This is a genomic window from Flavobacterium cellulosilyticum, assembly GCF_004349355.1.
Lineage (GTDB): Bacteria > Bacteroidota > Bacteroidia > Flavobacteriales > Flavobacteriaceae > Flavobacterium > Flavobacterium cellulosilyticum.
This window is the reverse complement of the sequence record NZ_SMFK01000002.1, coordinates 514511-532759: the sequence shown is the minus strand read 5'-3', so window position 1 is coordinate 532759 and position 18249 is coordinate 514511. Positions and strand designations below refer to the sequence as shown.

General features: G+C 31.3%; 20 protein-coding genes. 12 read left to right on the top strand and 8 right to left on the bottom strand.

Annotated elements, in window-relative coordinates; genetic code table 11:
* Positions 1–37: 37 nt before the first annotated feature.
* The 4 genes from guaB to E0F76_RS06255 all read right to left on the bottom strand — a co-directional run bounded on the left by guaB (position 38) and on the right by E0F76_RS06255 (position 5034).
* Positions 38–1510, bottom strand: a complete 1473-nt coding sequence (gene guaB, locus E0F76_RS06270; protein WP_132002926.1) for an IMP dehydrogenase — start codon at positions 1508–1510, stop codon at positions 38–40.
* A gap of 672 nt (positions 1511–2182) precedes the next feature.
* A complete protein-coding gene (locus E0F76_RS06265) occupies positions 2183–3574 on the bottom strand; it encodes a DUF5723 family protein (protein ID WP_132002923.1) in 1392 nt (463 codons plus the stop codon).
* A complete protein-coding gene (locus tag E0F76_RS06260; RefSeq protein ID WP_132002920.1) occupies positions 3571–4107 on the bottom strand; it encodes a hypothetical protein in 537 nt (178 codons plus the stop codon). The genes E0F76_RS06265 and E0F76_RS06260 overlap by 4 nt, the downstream gene beginning before the upstream one ends.
* 63 nt (positions 4108–4170) lie before the next feature.
* Positions 4171–5034, bottom strand: a complete 864-nt coding sequence (locus E0F76_RS06255; protein ID WP_132002917.1) for a hydroxymethylglutaryl-CoA lyase — start codon at positions 5032–5034, stop codon at positions 4171–4173.
* Positions 5035–5255: 221 nt separating this feature from the next.
* Here E0F76_RS06255 and E0F76_RS06250 point away from each other — a divergent pair, with 221 nt between their 5' ends.
* Both E0F76_RS06250 and E0F76_RS06245 read left to right on the top strand, forming a co-directional pair.
* A complete protein-coding gene (locus E0F76_RS06250) occupies positions 5256–5867 on the top strand; it encodes an RNA polymerase sigma factor sigma-70 region 4 domain-containing protein (protein ID WP_132002914.1) in 612 nt (203 codons plus the stop codon).
* Positions 5864–6577, top strand: coding sequence for a DUF3307 domain-containing protein (locus E0F76_RS06245; protein WP_132002911.1), 714 nt, complete (start codon positions 5864–5866; stop codon positions 6575–6577). The genes E0F76_RS06250 and E0F76_RS06245 overlap by 4 nt, the downstream gene beginning before the upstream one ends.
* Here the strand turns inward: E0F76_RS06245 and E0F76_RS06240 are convergent.
* On the bottom strand, positions 6560–7582 hold the full coding sequence (locus tag E0F76_RS06240; RefSeq protein ID WP_132002908.1) for a quinone-dependent dihydroorotate dehydrogenase: 1023 nt from the start codon (positions 7580–7582) through the stop codon (positions 6560–6562). The genes E0F76_RS06245 and E0F76_RS06240 overlap by 18 nt on opposite strands.
* Before the next feature lie 311 nt (positions 7583–7893).
* Between E0F76_RS06240 and E0F76_RS06235 the strand changes: the two genes are divergently transcribed.
* From E0F76_RS06235 to E0F76_RS06210, 6 genes are all read left to right on the top strand, one after another.
* Positions 7894–8475, top strand: coding sequence for a YceI family protein (locus tag E0F76_RS06235; RefSeq protein ID WP_132002905.1), 582 nt, complete (start codon positions 7894–7896; stop codon positions 8473–8475).
* Between the two features lie 56 nt (positions 8476–8531).
* Positions 8532–9923: a hypothetical protein gene (locus E0F76_RS06230; protein ID WP_132002902.1), complete on the top strand. Its 1392-nt coding sequence runs from the start codon at positions 8532–8534 to the stop codon at positions 9921–9923.
* Positions 9924–10005: 82 nt separating this feature from the next.
* Positions 10006–10626 carry a hypothetical protein gene (locus E0F76_RS06225; RefSeq protein WP_132002899.1) on the top strand — a complete coding sequence of 207 codons (621 nt, stop codon included), beginning with the start codon at positions 10006–10008 and terminating at the stop codon, positions 10624–10626.
* Positions 10627–10768: 142 nt separating this feature from the next.
* Positions 10769–11629, top strand: a complete 861-nt coding sequence (gene prmA, locus E0F76_RS06220; protein WP_132002896.1) for a 50S ribosomal protein L11 methyltransferase — start codon at positions 10769–10771, stop codon at positions 11627–11629.
* Positions 11630–11644: 15 nt separating this feature from the next.
* Positions 11645–12262 carry a class I SAM-dependent methyltransferase gene (locus E0F76_RS06215; RefSeq protein WP_132002893.1) on the top strand — a complete coding sequence of 206 codons (618 nt, stop codon included), beginning with the start codon at positions 11645–11647 and terminating at the stop codon, positions 12260–12262.
* A 39-nt stretch (positions 12263–12301) separates the two neighbouring features.
* A complete protein-coding gene (locus tag E0F76_RS06210; RefSeq protein WP_132002890.1) occupies positions 12302–12577 on the top strand; it encodes an ATP-dependent Clp protease adaptor ClpS in 276 nt (91 codons plus the stop codon).
* 73 nt (positions 12578–12650) lie between these two features.
* Here E0F76_RS06210 and E0F76_RS06205 read toward each other — a convergent pair whose 3' ends face one another.
* Together E0F76_RS06205 and E0F76_RS06200 are read right to left on the bottom strand one after the other, a co-directional pair.
* The gene (locus E0F76_RS06205; RefSeq protein ID WP_132002887.1) at positions 12651–13064 is read right to left on the bottom strand and encodes a DUF6691 family protein; all 414 of its coding nucleotides are present in this window, start codon (positions 13062–13064) and stop codon (positions 12651–12653) included.
* Between the two features lie 3 nt (positions 13065–13067).
* On the bottom strand, positions 13068–13625 hold the full coding sequence (locus E0F76_RS06200; protein ID WP_132002885.1) for a YeeE/YedE family protein: 558 nt from the start codon (positions 13623–13625) through the stop codon (positions 13068–13070).
* A 150-nt stretch (positions 13626–13775) separates the two neighbouring features.
* Between E0F76_RS06200 and E0F76_RS06195 the strand changes: the two genes are divergently transcribed.
* The 4 genes from E0F76_RS06195 (at position 13776) to E0F76_RS06180 (ending at position 17551) form a co-directional block, all read left to right on the top strand.
* Positions 13776–14225 carry a 2-dehydro-3-deoxyphosphooctonate aldolase gene (locus tag E0F76_RS06195; RefSeq protein WP_132002883.1) on the top strand — a complete coding sequence of 150 codons (450 nt, stop codon included), beginning with the start codon at positions 13776–13778 and terminating at the stop codon, positions 14223–14225.
* 58 nt (positions 14226–14283) lie between these two features.
* Positions 14284–15102 (top strand): 3-deoxy-8-phosphooctulonate synthase, encoded by an 819-nt coding sequence (gene kdsA / locus E0F76_RS06190; protein ID WP_132002880.1) that lies wholly within the window; start codon positions 14284–14286, stop codon positions 15100–15102.
* Positions 15103–15978 carry a hypothetical protein gene (locus E0F76_RS06185; RefSeq protein WP_407920980.1) on the top strand — a complete coding sequence of 292 codons (876 nt, stop codon included), beginning with the start codon at positions 15103–15105 and terminating at the stop codon, positions 15976–15978. It begins immediately after the preceding gene.
* 778 nt (positions 15979–16756) lie between these two features.
* Entirely contained in the window at positions 16757–17551 is a 795-nt protein-coding gene (locus E0F76_RS06180; RefSeq protein WP_132002877.1) for a transglutaminase domain-containing protein, read from the top strand.
* A gap of 60 nt (positions 17552–17611) precedes the next feature.
* Here the strand turns inward: E0F76_RS06180 and E0F76_RS06175 are convergent, their stop codons facing one another.
* Positions 17612–18154 carry a nuclear transport factor 2 family protein gene (locus E0F76_RS06175; RefSeq protein ID WP_132002874.1) on the bottom strand — a complete coding sequence of 181 codons (543 nt, stop codon included), beginning with the start codon at positions 18152–18154 and terminating at the stop codon, positions 17612–17614.
* Between the last annotated feature and the right edge of the window lie 95 nt (positions 18155–18249).

Below are 18249 nucleotides of genomic sequence, written 5' to 3'. Positions count from 1 at the left end.
ACTTTTGCCTTTTTAATTGCTGCCAAATGGCAAAAATTTATCTTGAATAATTTGGTGCTTCTTTAGTAATAGTCACATTATGTGGGTGACTTTCGGTAATTCCGCTTGAAGTAATACGAACAAAACGTCCTGTTTCTTGTAAAGTTGGAATATCTTTAGATCCGCAATATCCCATTCCTGCTCTAAGTCCTCCAATGAATTGTTGCATACTCTCTTCCAATTCTCCTTTATAAGGTACACGACCTACGATTCCTTCTGGAACTAATTTTTTCACATCATCTTCCACATCTTGAAAATAACGATCTTTTGATCCACCTTCCATTGCTTCAACAGACCCCATTCCTCTGTAAGATTTAAATTTTCTTCCTTCGAAAATAATTGTTTCCCCCGGAGATTCTTTAGTTCCTGCAAGAAGTGAACCCAACATCACACAATCAGCACCAGCTGCAATCGCTTTAGGAATATCTCCCGTATAACGAATTCCACCATCGGCAATAACAGGAACTCCTGTACCTTTTAATGCTGCTGCAACTTCAAGAACTGCCGAAAACTGAGGAAAACCAACTCCTGCAATAATACGTGTTGTACAAATTGAACCAGGTCCAATTCCTACTTTCACACCATCAGCACCATTTTCTACCAAAAATATTGCCGCTTCTGGAGTGGCAATATTCCCAACAATTACATCAATTTTAGGAAATTTACTTTTTACATCTTTCAACACATTGATTACTCCTTGTGTATGTCCGTGAGCAGTATCAATTACAATTGCATCTACCCCAGCTTTAACTAAAGCTTCAGCTCTTTCAACTGCGTCCCCTGTTACTCCTATAGCTGCTGCTACACGCAAACGACCATATTTGTCTTTGTTGGCATTTGGTTTTTGAGTTAATTTGGTAATATCTCTAAAAGTAATTAGTCCAACTAATTTATTTTCCGAATTGATAACCGGAAGTTTTTCAATTTTATATCCTTGCAAAACTACTTCGGCTTGTTCCAGCGAAGTACCTTCAGCAACAGTAACCAAGTTTTCACTTGTCATTACTTCAATAATTGGTCTGGCATTATTTTTTTCGAAACGCAAATCACGATTTGTAACGATTCCTTTAAGAACTCTATTTTCATTTACAATCGGAATACCACCAATTCCATATTCTTTCATCGCTTTTTTTGCATCGGCAACGATAGAATTCAATGGCAAAGTGACTGGATCGATTATCATACCTGATTCTGCTCTTTTTACTTTACGTATTTTAGCAGCTTGTTGTTCGATGGTCATATTCTTATGCAATACTCCAATTCCACCTTCTTGAGCTATAGCAATTGCCATAGCGCTTTCGGTAACAGTATCCATCGCAGCAGATACAATTGGAACATTCAGGGTAATATTTCTTGAAAATTTTGATTTAATACTCACTTCTCGAGGAAGTACATTGGAGAAATTGGGAACTAATAAAACGTCATCGTATGTTAGACCTTCGCCGATAATTTTTGAGTTATGTGCTATCATTGCAATTTGAAGTTGTAGTTAAATTGCGTGCAAATATAGTTAAACTTAAGCAGAAAAACATCATAAATTAATTTTATAAATAATTAAATTAGCAGTGTTCAACTATTTATCGTTTTTGAAAATACATTACTACTCAAAGAACCAATGTCCCTTTAATTGGTATTCGCCACAAGTATTTATTTTTAAATAAAAGAATATGCCAATAGTATGTTTATATCGGCAGCAATTGCATTAGTGTGCAGAATCTCACTTTACTAAGAATCAAAATACAGAAATGCTATTGACATTTAATAAAATTGTCCCAACCTAAATAGCAAAGTAATTCGAAACGATGAAATCATCGAAATCTCCAGCGAAGAAATTGTTCTAGGTGATATAATCCAAACTGAGGTGCTGTTTTTTAATCTAGCAGAAGCTGTTATCCAACATTTCAATCTTTCGCGTTTAGAAATAGAAAATTCAGTAAGGCTTTTGACCCTATGTCCGCAACAGGTTTTCGTGTTTTTATAATTGGTATTTCAGAATTACTAGGTGATGATTTTCCAAAAAAAAACAACAAGAAATCAATCCTAATTTTAAAGATTAGTTGTTTTTTACACCCCTCCTAAAGAGAATTTTATTACGCTATTTGATGCTTTTCACAAAGCTGAAATTCAAATAAAATTCATTTGATTAGTAAGGAGTATTTTTATCTGGGAATATAATATTAAGGCCAAATTGGAATGACAAACTATTGGCCTTAGCAACATCCCTATATTCTAAAAGATTATCAGCTAGGAAATAAAAATTGACTTTTCCAATGGTAGTTGACAATCCCAATCCAATGTTTTTCAACGAAAATGAATCCAAAGTATAAGTGGCTTTCATTTCTAGTGACTTAAAAATTTGCCTTTTATAATATGCCGTTAAAGCCATCAAAGGAGATCTAGGCGTTGTCATTGCAAAAAGTTGTGCCCCCACAGCATTTTTAGATTCAATTTCATTACCCAGACAATTACATTCTGAATTTCTTCCGTCACCAAATGAATATTGAAAAGAAGTATTAAACTTTATAGGCCGCCAAGTAGTATATTTTACATTTAGAGTATCTAAAGGAATCGCTTTTATAAAATCTTGATATATTCCATTTCCGGAACTTCCAGGTTCAAAATCGGGGGTTAACCCAAGATGCCTATAATATCCTTTAAATCGATAATCCCTAACTTCTTTAGTATGTCTTATAAAACCCACATCTAAAATACTTGCAGTAAATTGCATGTTTTTTTCTGGATAATATGTTAGTCCAACATCTAATCCCAATCCTAAATTCCCACCTAATAATGTTTTTTTGAGAATATCGCTTTTTGTGTTTCCAGAATAGTAATCTGTATAATTAGTAAAACCTGAAGTATTGACCATAACATTGGATGATATGACTTGCTCATAGATAGTATTTGCATCCGTTTTAGTATAAAAATACCCTGAATTGTTAGTTGACTCAATATTGAAAATACTGGAATAAATCTTTCCTCGAGCACCAAGAATTAATTTTTCGTTTATGTTTTTATGGAATCCAAGGTGAAAAACCGATAGCAATTCGCCTCTTGCATTTAAATCCCCAAAATCAAAAACTTTACCTACATAATCCTTATTTCCATCCAACATAACTATTGCGTAATCTTTTGGCATATACACTAATAAATCCATTTCTTGATACATTCCAAAGGAGACATAAGAACCCGATTGCCAATCTCCAAGTTTAAATCCACCACTTACAACTTCTATTTGTTCGTTTATGGCAAGTTTATCTTTCCTTGAAGTTGAAAACACAACATTTCGCAATTTGGCGTTAAAATCAACTCCATTTTTAGCAAATAAATCATAGGCCGAAAAACCACTTGAACCTACGTTTGCAGAAACTCCAGAAAGGAAAGGAATACCTATAAATCCGATGTATTTTACATCTAAACCAGGATTAGTCAACAATGACTGAGGAATTGAAGTGAAGTTGTATAAAATTTGTTTATTTTGAGAAATGCAACCTATCGATACCAATAAAACAAAAAACAATGTAATTTTTCTCATTCAGCATTTAAATAAATAGTGGCACTTGAACGCAATTTTAAATTTCCTAAGCTATTTTCATTCAATAATGGACCTGGATGCATTGTAACAGTAAATGCAATCTTGGCTGTTTTTTTTAACAAATCAAGATTAGCGCCTTGGAAAACTTCCGTTTTAGTCACTACATTTTGAACCCCTGAATATGCTGGAACATCAAAAGGAATCGAATAGACAATTGAATTTTTATCATCTAGAAAATAGAGATTAATAGTATACGCTCTATTGATTGTATTATTAAATTCAAAATAAAAATCCACTCTTTTCAAGTTTGTTTTGAAAAAGCTATCATTAAAAACTTCAAAGTTAATTAAATCACCTGTTTGAATTTGTTCAATTCCTCCCTTAACAAATTGATTCGCCTGAATATCAAAACTAGCCAAATTTGCTACTATCACAGGTTTAGTCTCAATATTGTTGATTTGATTAAAATCTAATTCACTTGAACAAGAAAAAGTAAAAAAAGCTAGGGCTATAATGCCCAAAAATTTATTCATAATTTTTTATTTCATCTGTTTTACTATCCTTTATTAACAACGGAAGTATTTTTATATTATTATTTAATGAAATTCACCAAATAATTTCAACGCCTCATTGTAAGCGCTTTCAAAACTCATCGGACTCGCGTTTGTATTTTCTTTTTTAAATGTAAAATAAGATAATAATTTCTCCGTTGGCATATTACCCGTCAAATCATCTTTGGCCATTGGACATCCTCCAAACCCTTGAATTGCACCATCAAATCTGCGGCATCCGGCATTGTAGGCAGCATCAATTTTCTCAAACCATTTATCGGGTGTGGTGTGTAAATGAGCACCAAATTCAATTTTTGGATATTTAGGTATTAAATGCGAATATAGATAATTAATAACTTCTGGAGTCGAACTTCCTACAGTATCTGAAAGGGAGAGGATTTTAACTCCCATATTCGAAAGCTTTTCAGTCCAATCACCCACAATTTCCATATTCCACGGATCTCCATACGGGTTTCCAAAACCCATCGAAAGATAAGCAACGACTTCTTTATTACTTTTATCGGCAATCTCAAGAATTTCATGCAAAGTCACTACTGACTGTGCTATGGTCTTATGAGTATTCCTCATTTGGAAATTTTCTGAAATCGAAAAAGGATAACCTAAATAGTGTATTGGTTGATGTTGCGCAGCTATCAATGCTCCTTTAGTATTGGCAATTATAGCTAGTAATTTACTTCTTGTTTGAGATAAATCGAGTTGTGCCAAGACCTCAGCGGTATCTTGCATCTGCGGAATGGCTTTTGGAGAAACAAAACTACCAAAATCAATTGTATCGAAACCTACCCGTAGCAAGGATTGTAAGTATGACACTTTTCTGGCAGTTGGAATAAAAGCCTTTATTCCCTGCATGGCATCTCGTGGACATTCTATTAATTTTATTGCTTCCATTGAAAAACCAAAGATAAACCAAATTCAGATTTGACAAAATCGTTTGTATTAATTTTATAATTTATATACTACTATTTTGGCAAAATTTTAAATCATTACACTTTTTGGTAATAATTTGTTTTATTACGCTTTTTAGTAATATTTTATATTATTACACTTTTTGGTAATAATTTCATTAGACAAATCGTTTTCCGAATTCATTTTTTAATTACATTTGAAATATGATAGCCATTATTACAGGAGATATTATAAATTCAAGAAAGCTTGCCTCCAAAATTTGGATGAACGGTTTAAAACTACTATTTAACACCATAGGAAAAAACCCGTCAGAGTGGGAAATCTATCGTGGGGATGAATTTCAGTTGGAAATAAAAAATCCCGAGGATGCTTTATTGCTTGCAATTCAAATAAAATCCTACCTAAAAACACTAAAACTAGATGCAAGAATGAGTATTGGTTTTGGGGATAAAACTTATAAATCAAAAAAAATATCAGAAAGCAATGGTACCGCTTTTGTAAATTCTGGAGAATTATTTGAAACTTTGAAAAAGCAAAAAATCAATTTAGCCATAAATACTAGCAACGAAGCTTTTAACACCGAAATTAACTTGATGTTGCGATTGAGCTTGACTTTTATGGATAATTGGTTGGTACAATCGGCAGAATTTGTTGCAATAGCTATCGAAAATCCAACACTTTCACAAGAAGAAATTGGCGTAAAATTAGGTATAAACCAAGCTGCAGTAAGCAGAAGACAAAAACGTGCCCAATTTGACTTAATGATAGAAATGGAAAATTATTTCAGAACTAAAATCAAAACTGTCAGCGTATGATACTTTTTGTAAAACTACTTTTAGCCCATTTGCTAGGCGATTTTTTATTACAACCCAATGCTTGGGTTTTAGATAAAGAAAACAAAAAACAAAAAAGCATCTACTTATATGTTCATACTTTTTTACATGGAATTTTGGCGTGGCTACTTGTTGGCGAAATTGCTTTTGGCTGGTTTGCGCTACTTCTAGCGCTAACTCACGGAGGTATCGATTTTATGAAATTGAGATTTCAAAAAAAGAAAACAAAAAGAAATTGGTTTGTAGCTGATCAAATTTTGCATTTGATTACTATTCTTATAATTGCAGGAATTTATCAAAACGTGTCGATTGATTGTGCAATTTTCAATAATCAATTTTGGATACTCCTCACAGGAATTTTATTTCTAAGCAAACCTACTTCGATAATAATACGAAACATCATTTCGGTTTGGACTCCAGAAAGCAAAAATAAAAAAGATGATTCGCTACAAAATGCAGGAAATTATATCGGAATACTAGAAAGGTTATTTGTTCTTTGCTTTATACTCACTGGTCATTTTGAAGCCATAGGATTTTTATTGGCCGCAAAATCTATTTTTCGCTTTGGCGATTTAAAAGAGGCTAAAGACCGAAAACTAACAGAATATGTCCTTATCGGAACGCTTTTAAGTTTCGGAATTGCTTTATTGACTGGGCTTTTGGTTCAATTAGGCCTATTGCATTTTTTTTAAAATTTGTTTGTTGATTTCTTTTATCAATGCTGGCCCTTCATATATAAAACCAGTGTACAATTGAATTAAACTAGCTCCTGCTTCCAGCTTTTCAATAGCATCTTCGGCTGAATGAATCCCTCCTACTCCAATAATTGGAAAAGCTTTATTACTTTTTTCAGAAAGAAAACGAATCACTTCTGTTGAGCGATTTCTCAAAGGCTTACCAGACATTCCGCCTGTTTCAATCTTATTTTCAGATTGTAATCCTTCTCGAGATAAAGTGGTATTTGTGGCTATAACTCCTGCAATTTTAGTTTGTTTTACAATATCTATAATGTCTAGAAGTTGATTATCTGTCAAATCTGGAGCGATTTTCAATAGAATTGGTTTTTGTTTTGGCTTAGCCAAATTTTGATTTTGCAGTGTTTGTAATAACTGTGTCAACGGCTCTTTTTCTTGTAACTCACGAAGATTTGGTGTGTTTGGTGAACTCACGTTAACCACAAAATAATCGACATAATCAAACAAGGCATCAAAACAAATAAGATAATCAGAAGTCGCTTCTTCATTTGGTGTTAATTTATTTTTACCAATGTTTCCGCCAATAAGAACACCTTTGTTTTTCTTAAGCTTTTCAACCGCAACCTGTACGCCACCATTATTAAAACCCATTCTATTAATCAAAGCATTATCTTCTATTAACCTAAAAATACGTTTTTTGGGATTACCCTCTTGCCCTTTTGGAGTCAATGTTCCTATTTCAATAAATCCAAAACCTAGGGTAGACAATTCATTGTACAAGGATGCATCTTTATCCATACCAGCCGCCAATCCTACTGGGTTTTTAAATTTCAAACCAAAAACTTCCGTTTCCAATCGTTTGTCATTAATTACATATAAAGATTTAAGTAGCGAAGGAATTCCTGGTATTTTAGATAAATTTCGAATTAATGAAAAGGTAAAATGGTGCACTTTTTCAGGATCAAAACAAAAAAATAATGGGCGAATCAGAAGTTTATACATAATTATAAAATTGTTGTGCAAAAGTAAAATTATCTTATTGATAAAATAAATATTTTCGATTTTAAATTTATTTAATCCTTTAAAGTCTGCAAAATAATTGGTTTACAAACTAACATCACACTCCAATAAACAGTATATGTTTTAGAATAACTTATAATATACCTAATCAATTAAACATACGCCAACCAAACTAATATAATCAATAATAAAACTTAGAATATGATAATTATCATTTTAAATAGTAAGCTATCAAAATATCTTTGTATAAGAAAAACAGAATCAAATTTAATAATAATTAAAATTTATAAATCATGTTAAAAAATAAAACTTTAAAATATTTCACCTTACTACTTGTAAGTGTCGTAATCTCAATTCAAAGTGTTGCACTAGCGCAATATTCCCCAATTATTTTACAATGGTCAACTATCAACGTTCACGGAACTTCAAATGTGCATGATTGGGATATGAAACCAACCAAAATTATTGGAGAATTAGGAATAAGCAATGTAAAACAAATCTATGCTCTAACTATTAAAATAGAAGTTAAATCGTTAAAAAGTGGAAACGGAATTATGGATGGCAAAACTTATGATGCTTTTGATTATAAGAAAAATCCTTATGTGAGTTTTCAATTAACAGATGCATCACAAACAAAATTAACCGAAAGCGATGCAGAAATTACATTAACTGGAAATTTAAGTTTTGCTGGGCAGACGCACAAAATTGCTATTAAATCGATAGGTAAAATTACAAAAACAGGAGATTATGAACTTAAAGGAAGTTTTCCTTTAAAAATGACTGATTTTGGAATGAAGCCACCAACAGCAATGTTGGGAACAATGAAAACAGGCGATGCAGTTACAATAAAATTCGATGTAACTTATAAAGGATAATTTCAATAAAATAATCAAAAACTAAATATAATAATAACTAATTTAAATTTTTAACCATGAAAACAACTTTTAAAATATCATTAATGATAGCCGCCATATTCATATCTGGCAATTTACTGGCACAAACTTCTTTTGGACACATGCAAAACCGAATTTCCCGTGATAAAGACGGTATAAATATATTTGATGTAAAAAAAGACACTGTAGCATTCAAAGGTCTTAGTATAGACTTAGGTGGTGCATTCAATATGGATTACCAAGCATTAAATTCGTTCAATGACCAACCTTCAACTTTTGCTCTACCTTCAAATATTGTTGGATATCGCTTAATGAATAATGAAAATAATTTCACCCTTCCTGCAGCTGACATGACCATTGGAGCCCAATTGTTTGACGGTGTAAGAGTAAATCTAAATATTTATTTAGCATCAAGACACCACAATGACACTTATGCAAGTGGTGGATATTTACAAATTGACAAGTTAGACTTCATCAAGAAAGACTTCCTTGCTGGTGTTATGCAATACGCTACAATTAAAATCGGACAAATGGAGAACAACTTTGGTGATGCTCACTTCAGAAGTTCGGATAATGGTAGTACGCTTAAAAATGCGTTTGTTGGAAACAACATTATGAATGCATTCACTACTGATATGGGTATGGAAGTGTATTACAACAGAAGTGGATTAGTAAGTATGTTAGGTGTAACTAATGGAAATTTAAATCAAGGTATTAAAGAAGTTTCTTTTTCTCCTGGTCCAGATGCAAATACAGTAGTTAGTCCTGCAATCTTGGCTAAATTAGGTTATGACAAACAAATCAACCAAGATTTGCGAGTAAGACTTACCGGTTCTTACTACCATAATGCAAACTTGGGTAACTCAAACTTATATTCATCTTCTAGATCAGGATTTGGTTTTTGGGGTGTATTGAACAATAGCGATTATACCAATAACGGTGTTGCTGTTGCTAATAATTACAATTCAAATTCTACACCAGAGGGAACATTCAATCCAGGCTTCAAAAACTGGGCTACTTCGTTGATGTTCAATCCTTTAATCAAATTTAGAGGTCTTGAATTATTTGGAACTATCGAATTAGCTTCAGGAGGAGATAAAGCTAGTGTTGACGCAAAACGTACAGCAAACCAATTTGCTGGAGACGTAGTTTACAGATTTGGAAAAACAGAACAATTCTATATTGCAGGAAAATACAATACCGTATCTGGAAAACTATCTAATGCAGATGCTAAAGAAGTTACTGTAGATAGAGTTGAATCAAGCATTGGCTGGTTTATGACTAAAAATATTTTAGCAAAATTAGATTATGTTAGTCAAAACTATAAAAATTACACACAATTTGCAGGAAACGTGCCTACTGGAAATGCAAACAACTTTTATGGTGGTAATTTCAAAGGTTTGGTATTTGAAGCCGTAATTAGTTTCTAATTGATTTATTTGATTTAGTTCTTTTAATCTGGCAAGATCAATACTTGTCGGATTAAATTTTTAAAATATTAAAAAATTTGTTATGAAAAAGATTATTAGTTTACTGGTATTGAGTTTCATAATTATTTCTTCTACAAAAGCCCAAAATTTGTATACTGCAGAACTACAAAAGAATAGTTCCTTAACAATAACTGGCTCAACTAATCTTTTGTCGTTTAAACTATATCAAAAAGATGAAAATCTTTTAAAAAACAAGTTAATAGTTGCAGTTACACAATCTCAAAACAAACTGTTTTTAAGCCAAAACCAACTAACGGTATTGGTAAATAATTTCCTTTCAACTAATCCGATGGCTTTAAAAGATTTTTTAAAGTTGGTGAAATCGGATATATATCCTACTTTACAAGTACAAATCAATTATTTGGATTTACAACCTATTTCGGATAAAGAACAGGTTAAAAAAGGAAGTGTACTGGCAAGTATAAAAATTACAGGTGTAACAAAATTTTATACCATTCCCATTTTATTCAGTAGCAATGGAGATATATATACCGTAAATGGCAATAAAAAAATAAGTATTCGGGATTTTGGTCTTACACCTCAAAACAAAATGATGGGAATTATAAAAGTAAGTGAGTGGATTGATATCGATTTTCATATGAATTACAAGATCACTTCAGAAAAGAATATTACAAAACTTTAAATAATATTAACAACTAAAAATCTATCTTTTACATTCAATTGTTCAAAACCATTGAAGTTAATTTACAAACAATTAATCTCTTTTTTAAATTAATCATATTCGATAAAAAGAGAAATACTACCTTTGTAAAAAAAAGATTTTTATGTCAAATATATACTTAGGCTTTCATTTTACAATTGAACCCAAAGACTCGAGCAATAGCGAACAGGCGAAGCAATTAGGTTCTGAAATTTTAATTGCCGAATTAGGAGAATTACCTTTCGAAAGTTTTACAGAAAATGAATTTGGAATAGTTGCCTTCATTCAAAAAGAACTTTATACAGAAAACAGCCTTAATGATTTATTCGTTTTGAATTCACCAGAATTTACCATTTCCTATAAAATGGAAGAAATTGATCCAGTAAACTGGAATGAGGAATGGGAAAAGAATTTTGAACCTATCGATGTTGACGGTAACTGTCATGTTCGCGCTCCTTTTCATCCTAAAACTAATGCCAAATTTGATATAATAATCGAACCAAAAATGAGTTTTGGAACGGGACATCATGAAACTACACACATGATGATACAGCATTTATTAGAAATGGATGTAGCTGGAATGAAAACCTTGGACATGGGATGCGGAACGGCAATTTTAGCCATTTTAGCAGAAATGAAAGGGGCACAACCTATTGATGCTATTGACATTGACAACTGGTGTTATTTGAATTCTATTGAAAATGCGGAACGCAATAATTGTGAACACATCACAGTTTATGAAGGAGATGCAGCCTTGCTGGAAGACAAAAAATACGACCTGATTATTGCCAACATCAACCGAAACATTTTGTTGAACGATATGCAAACTTATGTAGATTGTTTGAACCCAAAAGGAACTCTCCTATTGAGCGGTTTTTACGAAGAAGACATTCCGTATATTAACGAGTCTTGTCTTGAAAAAGGCATGACATATGTTAAAAAGTTCGAAAGAAACAACTGGGTTTCATTAAAATACGTAAATTAGTAGTAATAAAAAACAATAGTGAAAATCAACAACAAAAATCATTGGGAAACCGTTTACGAAACCAAGCAGCCTAACGAAGTAAGTTGGACGCAAGAAAATCCAAAAACTTCCCTTGATTTTATTCGGAAAACCCATTTAGGCAAAACCGCAAAAATCATAGACATTGGTGGTGGCGACAGCAAACTGGTTGATTTTTTACTGGAAGAAGGTTATGAAGATATAACTGTTTTGGATATTTCGGCCAATGCATTGGAAAGAGCTCAAAAAAGACTCGGAAAAAAGGCTGAAAAAGTGAGTTGGATTGTATCTGATATCATAGATTTTATACCAGAAACCATATACGATATCTGGCATGACCGAGCCACATTCCATTTTTTGACAACAGAAAAACAAATAAAAAAGTATACTGACTCCATTGAAAAATGGGTTTCAAATTATTTTATAATCGGAACCTTTTCTGAAATTGGCCCAACAAAATGTAGCGGTTTGGATATAAAACAATATTCTGAAATGGATATTGAAAATCAATTTTCGAATCATTTCAAAAAAATAAAATGCATTAAAGAAAATCATATTACTCCTTTTGAAACTAAACAAAACTTCATATTTTGTGTTTTAAAAAAAATAAATTAAATACAATGGTTTTTTTCTAAACCCATAAAAATTAAAAAGATGAGTACAAAAGAAAAAATAAGAGAAAAAGTCATTCTAAAAGAAGCGACAACAAGAAATTACGAAATCATCGTTTATAATGATGATGTAAATACTTTTGATCACGTAATAGATACTTTAATTCGAGTTTGTGAGCATACTCCAGAACAAGCGGAACAATGCTCTCTGATTGTTCATTATAACGGTAAATGTACAGTGAAAACTGGAATTTTAGAGAAATTAAAACAGCAATGCACACAATTACTTGAAGCTGGCTTAAGTGCAGAAATAATATAGATTAATCTATTTTAAACAATAAAAAAAGCATTTTCTTATTAGGAAAATGCTTTTTTTTTCATTTTATCTTTATTTAATGAGGCAATTTATCTTTTAGAATACCGTATAAAAAAGTACCAAAAAGGGCTCCAAATAGAACAAAAATTACAGGTATAAATCCAGCACCTAATAATATAAATATTGGTCCTGGACATGCTCCAACTAGAGCCCAACCCAAGCCGAATATTATTCCTCCAATCCAAAAGCGAGTAGATCCAGGTTCTTTGTCCAAAATTTCTATGGGTAAGCCTCGAATGTCTTTTATTTTTTTTCGTTTAATAATTTGAATTCCTATAACTCCTGTTACGATTGAAACCATAATAATTCCGTACATGTGAAAAGATTGAAATTGAAACATTTCATAAATTCTGTACCATGAAACGGCTTCCGATTTTGTCAGGACAATTCCAAAGATAAAGCCAACAAGTAAATAGCGTAATGTATTCATAATTTAAAATAGTAATGGTAAAATAAAATGAGTCATAATCAATCCCCTAATGAAAAATCCTATAACGGCTTTCAATGATTTAATTTGAAAATTACTTAATCCTGATATAGCGTGACCTGAAGTACAACCACCAGCATAACGAGTTCCAAAACCTATCAAAACACCACCAATCGTTAATATAAAAATTATTTTAGGTGATTGCAAACTTTCAATACTAAACAAAACATCTGGTAATAATTTCCCATTGGGAGCATCAATGCCAAGTTGGGCAAGTTGAGCAATTGTTTTAGGATTTATAGCTACTATAGAACTATCATTCATAAAATGAGTTGCAACAAAACCACCAAACATAGCACCTAGAACAACTATCAAATTCCAGCGTTTTGCTTTCCAATCAAAATCAAAAAAAGACACTCGTTTTCCTATGCCAGTCATCGAACATAAGGTACTCAAATTGGATGACATTCCAAAAGCTTTTCCAAAATATATCAAGGAAAGCATTATCATCCCTATCAAAAAACCTGAAACATACCAAGGCCATGTTTGAAATATAAAATCCATTGTATAGCTATTTTTTAGCGAAATTAATAATTATAACTCTAAAAGTAGAATTATTACCTCCTTAATGTTGTTTATGGAAACAATACCCGCTAAATTTGTTCAAAAAATAAGAATAATTTTTACCTCTTCAAGATTCTAAGACAAAAAAGCATGAAAAAACTAGTTCCTTATATCGCTTTACTATTTATTGTAACATCATGTATCAGCACTCAATCTACAATAAAAAATATCGATGACAATGCGCCAACTCCACGACTTATAGACAACACCACTTTTGTAATTACAGAATTCAGCAATGACATAAAATATGGTTATGACAAAGATTATCCGATTAATATTTATTATGGCTACAACGGTACTACAACAATAAACCAAGAACGTTTTCTTAATGCTTTGGCAGGACCAAAAGGAGAAAAAATAACCTATACGCAATTAGAAAGTTGCTGTCCTTTTCCAACAAAAAGAAATGAAATGGGAGTTGGATTATTAGACAAATATGAATTAAAATGGGAAGGCCAAAAAAAACCTGTTATTTTATATTTGAACATCTACGAAAAAGGGGTTATAATGGTTCCTTTTGGATTACGCTTGAAAAAATAAAAATTGAAAATTTTAAATATCAAATTCTAACTATCTTTGCACTTTAAAAAATTACACAATGAACATACATAATATACCAAATATAAAACACACAAAAAGCGGAAATTTCTTTTTATTAGCTGGGCCATGCGCTATTGAAGGGGAGGAAATGGCCATGCGTATTGCTGAAAAATTAGTCGGAATCACTGATAAATTAGAAATTCCTTTCGTATTCAAAGGCTCTTTCAAAAAAGCAAATCGATCCCGAATTGACAGCTTTTCAGGAATTGGAGACGAAAAAGCACTACAAATTCTACGAAAAGTTTCAGAAACATTTGGAGTTCCAACAGTTACGGATATTCACACCAATGAAGATGCAGTTATGGCAGCTGAATATGTAGATGTTCTTCAAATTCCAGCATTTTTAGTTCGCCAAACTGATTTACTTGTGGCTGCAGCCAATACAGGAAAAGTAGTAAACTTAAAAAAAGGACAATTTATGAGTCCTGAAAGCATGAAACATGCCGTTCAAAAAGTTTTGGATTGTAACAATCAAAACGTGATGGTTACTGATCGCGGAACAATGTTTGGATACCAAGATATGATTGTTGACTTTCGCGGTATTCCTACCATGCAAAACTATGCAACTACTGTTCTAGATGTAACACATTCCTTGCAACAACCCAATCAAACTGTTGGAGTAACTGGAGGAAGACCGGATATGATTGAGACAATTGCCAAAGCAGGAATTGCCGTTGGTGTAGACGGAATCTTTATTGAAACCCATTTTGATCCTGCAAATGCAAAAAGTGATGGGGCTAATATGTTACACCTAGATTATTTTGAAGCATTAATGACTAAACTAGTCGCAATAAGAAAAACAATAAACCAATTTTAATTGAAATCTCAACTTATTTTGAAAATAAAATATTTATTTTTAGCTTTTCTTTCTCTGTCTTTCTCGATTACTTCATTTGCACAAATTGATACTCAATCAGGAAAATTTACCGCTCACAATAAAGGAAAATTTACTATTTCTTGGGGTGGAAATAGAGATAAATACAACAAATCAGACATTACTTTTAAAGGAGATAACTACGAATTTACAGTAGAAAATGCTACTGCACATGACAAACCAAAAGGATGGCATGTTGACTATATTAACCCAGTAAAAATGACCATTCCGCAAACTAATTTCAAAATGGGTTATTTTATTACGGACCATTATAGCATTTCTATTGGTTTAGATCATATGAAATATGTGATGACACAAAATCAAACTACTAATATTACTGGTGAAATTAATTTTCCTACATCGAATACGAGTTCCCAATTTAATGGGATTTACAACAACACACCAACTGTAATGACAGAAGCTTTCTTAATGTTTGAACATACAGATGGCTTAAATTATATTTACACTGAACTAGCAAGACAAGATGATATTTCGCATCTATTTGGAATAAAAAACACAGACAAATTTCAGGTAAATACAAACGAAGGAATTGGTTTTGGGCTTTTATATCCAAAAACAAACACTACACTAATGGGTCAAATGAGACACGATGATTTTCATTTTTCAGGTTATGGTACTTCTATAAAAGCTGGAATTAACTTAACTTTCTTTAAGCATTTCACTATTGAAGGAGATTTAAAAGGAGGCTACATTAATATGCCCGACATTCGCACTACACAAAGCAGCTCAGACAGTGCTTCTCAACATTTTTTATTCCTAGAAAAAATAATTGCATTTGGAGCAATTTTTAAAATATAATTCTATTCCTATTCTTATAAAAACTTCCTAAAATAAGTTTTTTGCTTGCATCAAATAATTGTTTGAAATTAATCGTTTAGTTTTCAAACTGTTTATAATTAATATTTTCTTAAATTAGTTTAATAATAAATTTCATTACTAGGAATACTAAAATCGGATTTGCATTTTTAACTATAGAAGGTCACGTTCAATTTCAGAAGGCAAATCTAAGTAATAGTAGAACAAAAAGAATATACAGTCAATTAATTATCGATTGAAAATTAAGATGCAAAAGTATCAAATGTTGGCAAATTTATTATTGGTTCCAGCTTTCAATTTGGTAAATACAATTCAAATAATATATTGACAAAACAAAAAACAGATACTTTTCTGTAAATTTTGTGGAACGAAAACTTAAAAAAAGAGCACTCCGAAAAACCAATTCTTATATTATAAAATTAATTAAAACCATAAATAGCTGCCATTTTTACAGAGAAATTAGACTCGTAAAAATATCAATTAACAGATAGATTGATGATTCAATTTATAATAAGGATGACAAAAGGAGCAACCGATATTAAAACAAAATTGAAGACACCTTTGGAATAAATTTAATAAATTTTCAATTTAAATTGTGATTAACTACTATTTTAACATTAATTTCAATCTGTTAAAGCTTTTATTGAGATTCTAAAAAAAAATTTGTTACTTGCAAAATAAATTTTTCATAGAACCGATCAAAATTTAAATGTAATGTTTTTTTAAGAGAAATATTAAAAATACCTATTTGCACTCAAAAATGATTAAACTTTTAATTTGGTATTTAAGAAGACACCCTCTACTATATAAAATTAGATTTCGATTGGTATCTAAAAATTCCTCTATAGATTCAATTGAAAACTACTGTTACAATGATTTGAATACTAAAACGAACATCCCTCATTTATTTTTTGAAGTTAACAATTTAATATTCAACGACTCAAATAAAAATTTAAGTGATTTTGAAAAGACAAAAAAAATAGCAATTTGGCTCAGAAACAATATCAAAGGAGGCCCTGGTTTAGGTAAATCTTCTGAGAAAGCATTAGATATTATGATTAAAGGGAATGGTGGAGTTTGCAGTGACTTTTCTCAAATCTATAATAACTTTTGTGTTATCAATGATTTAAAAGTTAAGGAATGGGGAGTTAAAAACATATCAAAAGACCAATCTGTTTCCGGAGGACATTCATTTAACGAAGTGTATATCAACGAATTTAGAAAATGGATAATGATTGATATTGCAAAGTCAATTGTTTTTTATCATAATGACAAAAACATTCCCTTATCAGCACTAGAATTCATAAAACTAAAAAAAGAGAATAAAGAAATATTTATTTACAGTGTAGATAAAAACATCCTTATCAATGATAATCATTTGAAAAACATATTTCTAACTTCAAGTTCAGTGCCATTTTTGATTACAAATTACAGTAATAAAATATACGATTACACTTTAAATAACCTTGCTTTTTTCCCAGAATCAATTATTCACGGTATCCTGTTTATAATAGGAAAAAGCTATACTTTTGAGTTTCCAAAAATGTTAATTTAAAGATATAGGTATTAAAAAACGACACCTAAAAGTGTCGTTTACATAAAAAATAAGCTCTTTTTATTTTTTTGACATTGCTGCCATAATAGGAACTCTATCTAAATATTGATTGACCATATCTATTTTATCATTTGCATCAAAGTGAAAAGTAGTATGAATCCATTGCGTCATTGAACCACCACCTTTATATTTAGCGGTAACTTGATACCAAGCCAACAACCAATAACCATCAAGCGGAATATTTTCTTTTTCGTTTACTTTTAATGGTAACCAAATGTCTTTCGAAAAAGATATGGTTTCTATTACATTCGCTCTTCTATCTCTCCAATATTTGTCGATTGCAGATTTACCTACCAAGCTATCACCAGCGTTCCAATAATATTTTGCATTATCCGCATAATCAGCCATCCAAGCATCCATATCACCTTTTGATAAGGCTTTAAGGGATTTTTTTCCAATTTCCGAATATTTTGCATCAGCAAATTCTACTGGCGCAACATTAGCAGCAGCAACTGGTTCTGTAGATGTAGATTCCATTGCAATTGATTTTTTGCATCCAATAAAAAGTGATGCACACAAAATAATTAAAAATAAATTTTTCATAAGTAAAAGGATTTAAATTAATAGATAAAATAAAATTTGAAATAATTATTGAAAAGATATTTTGGGGAAAATTGAAAATAAATTTAACATAAAAA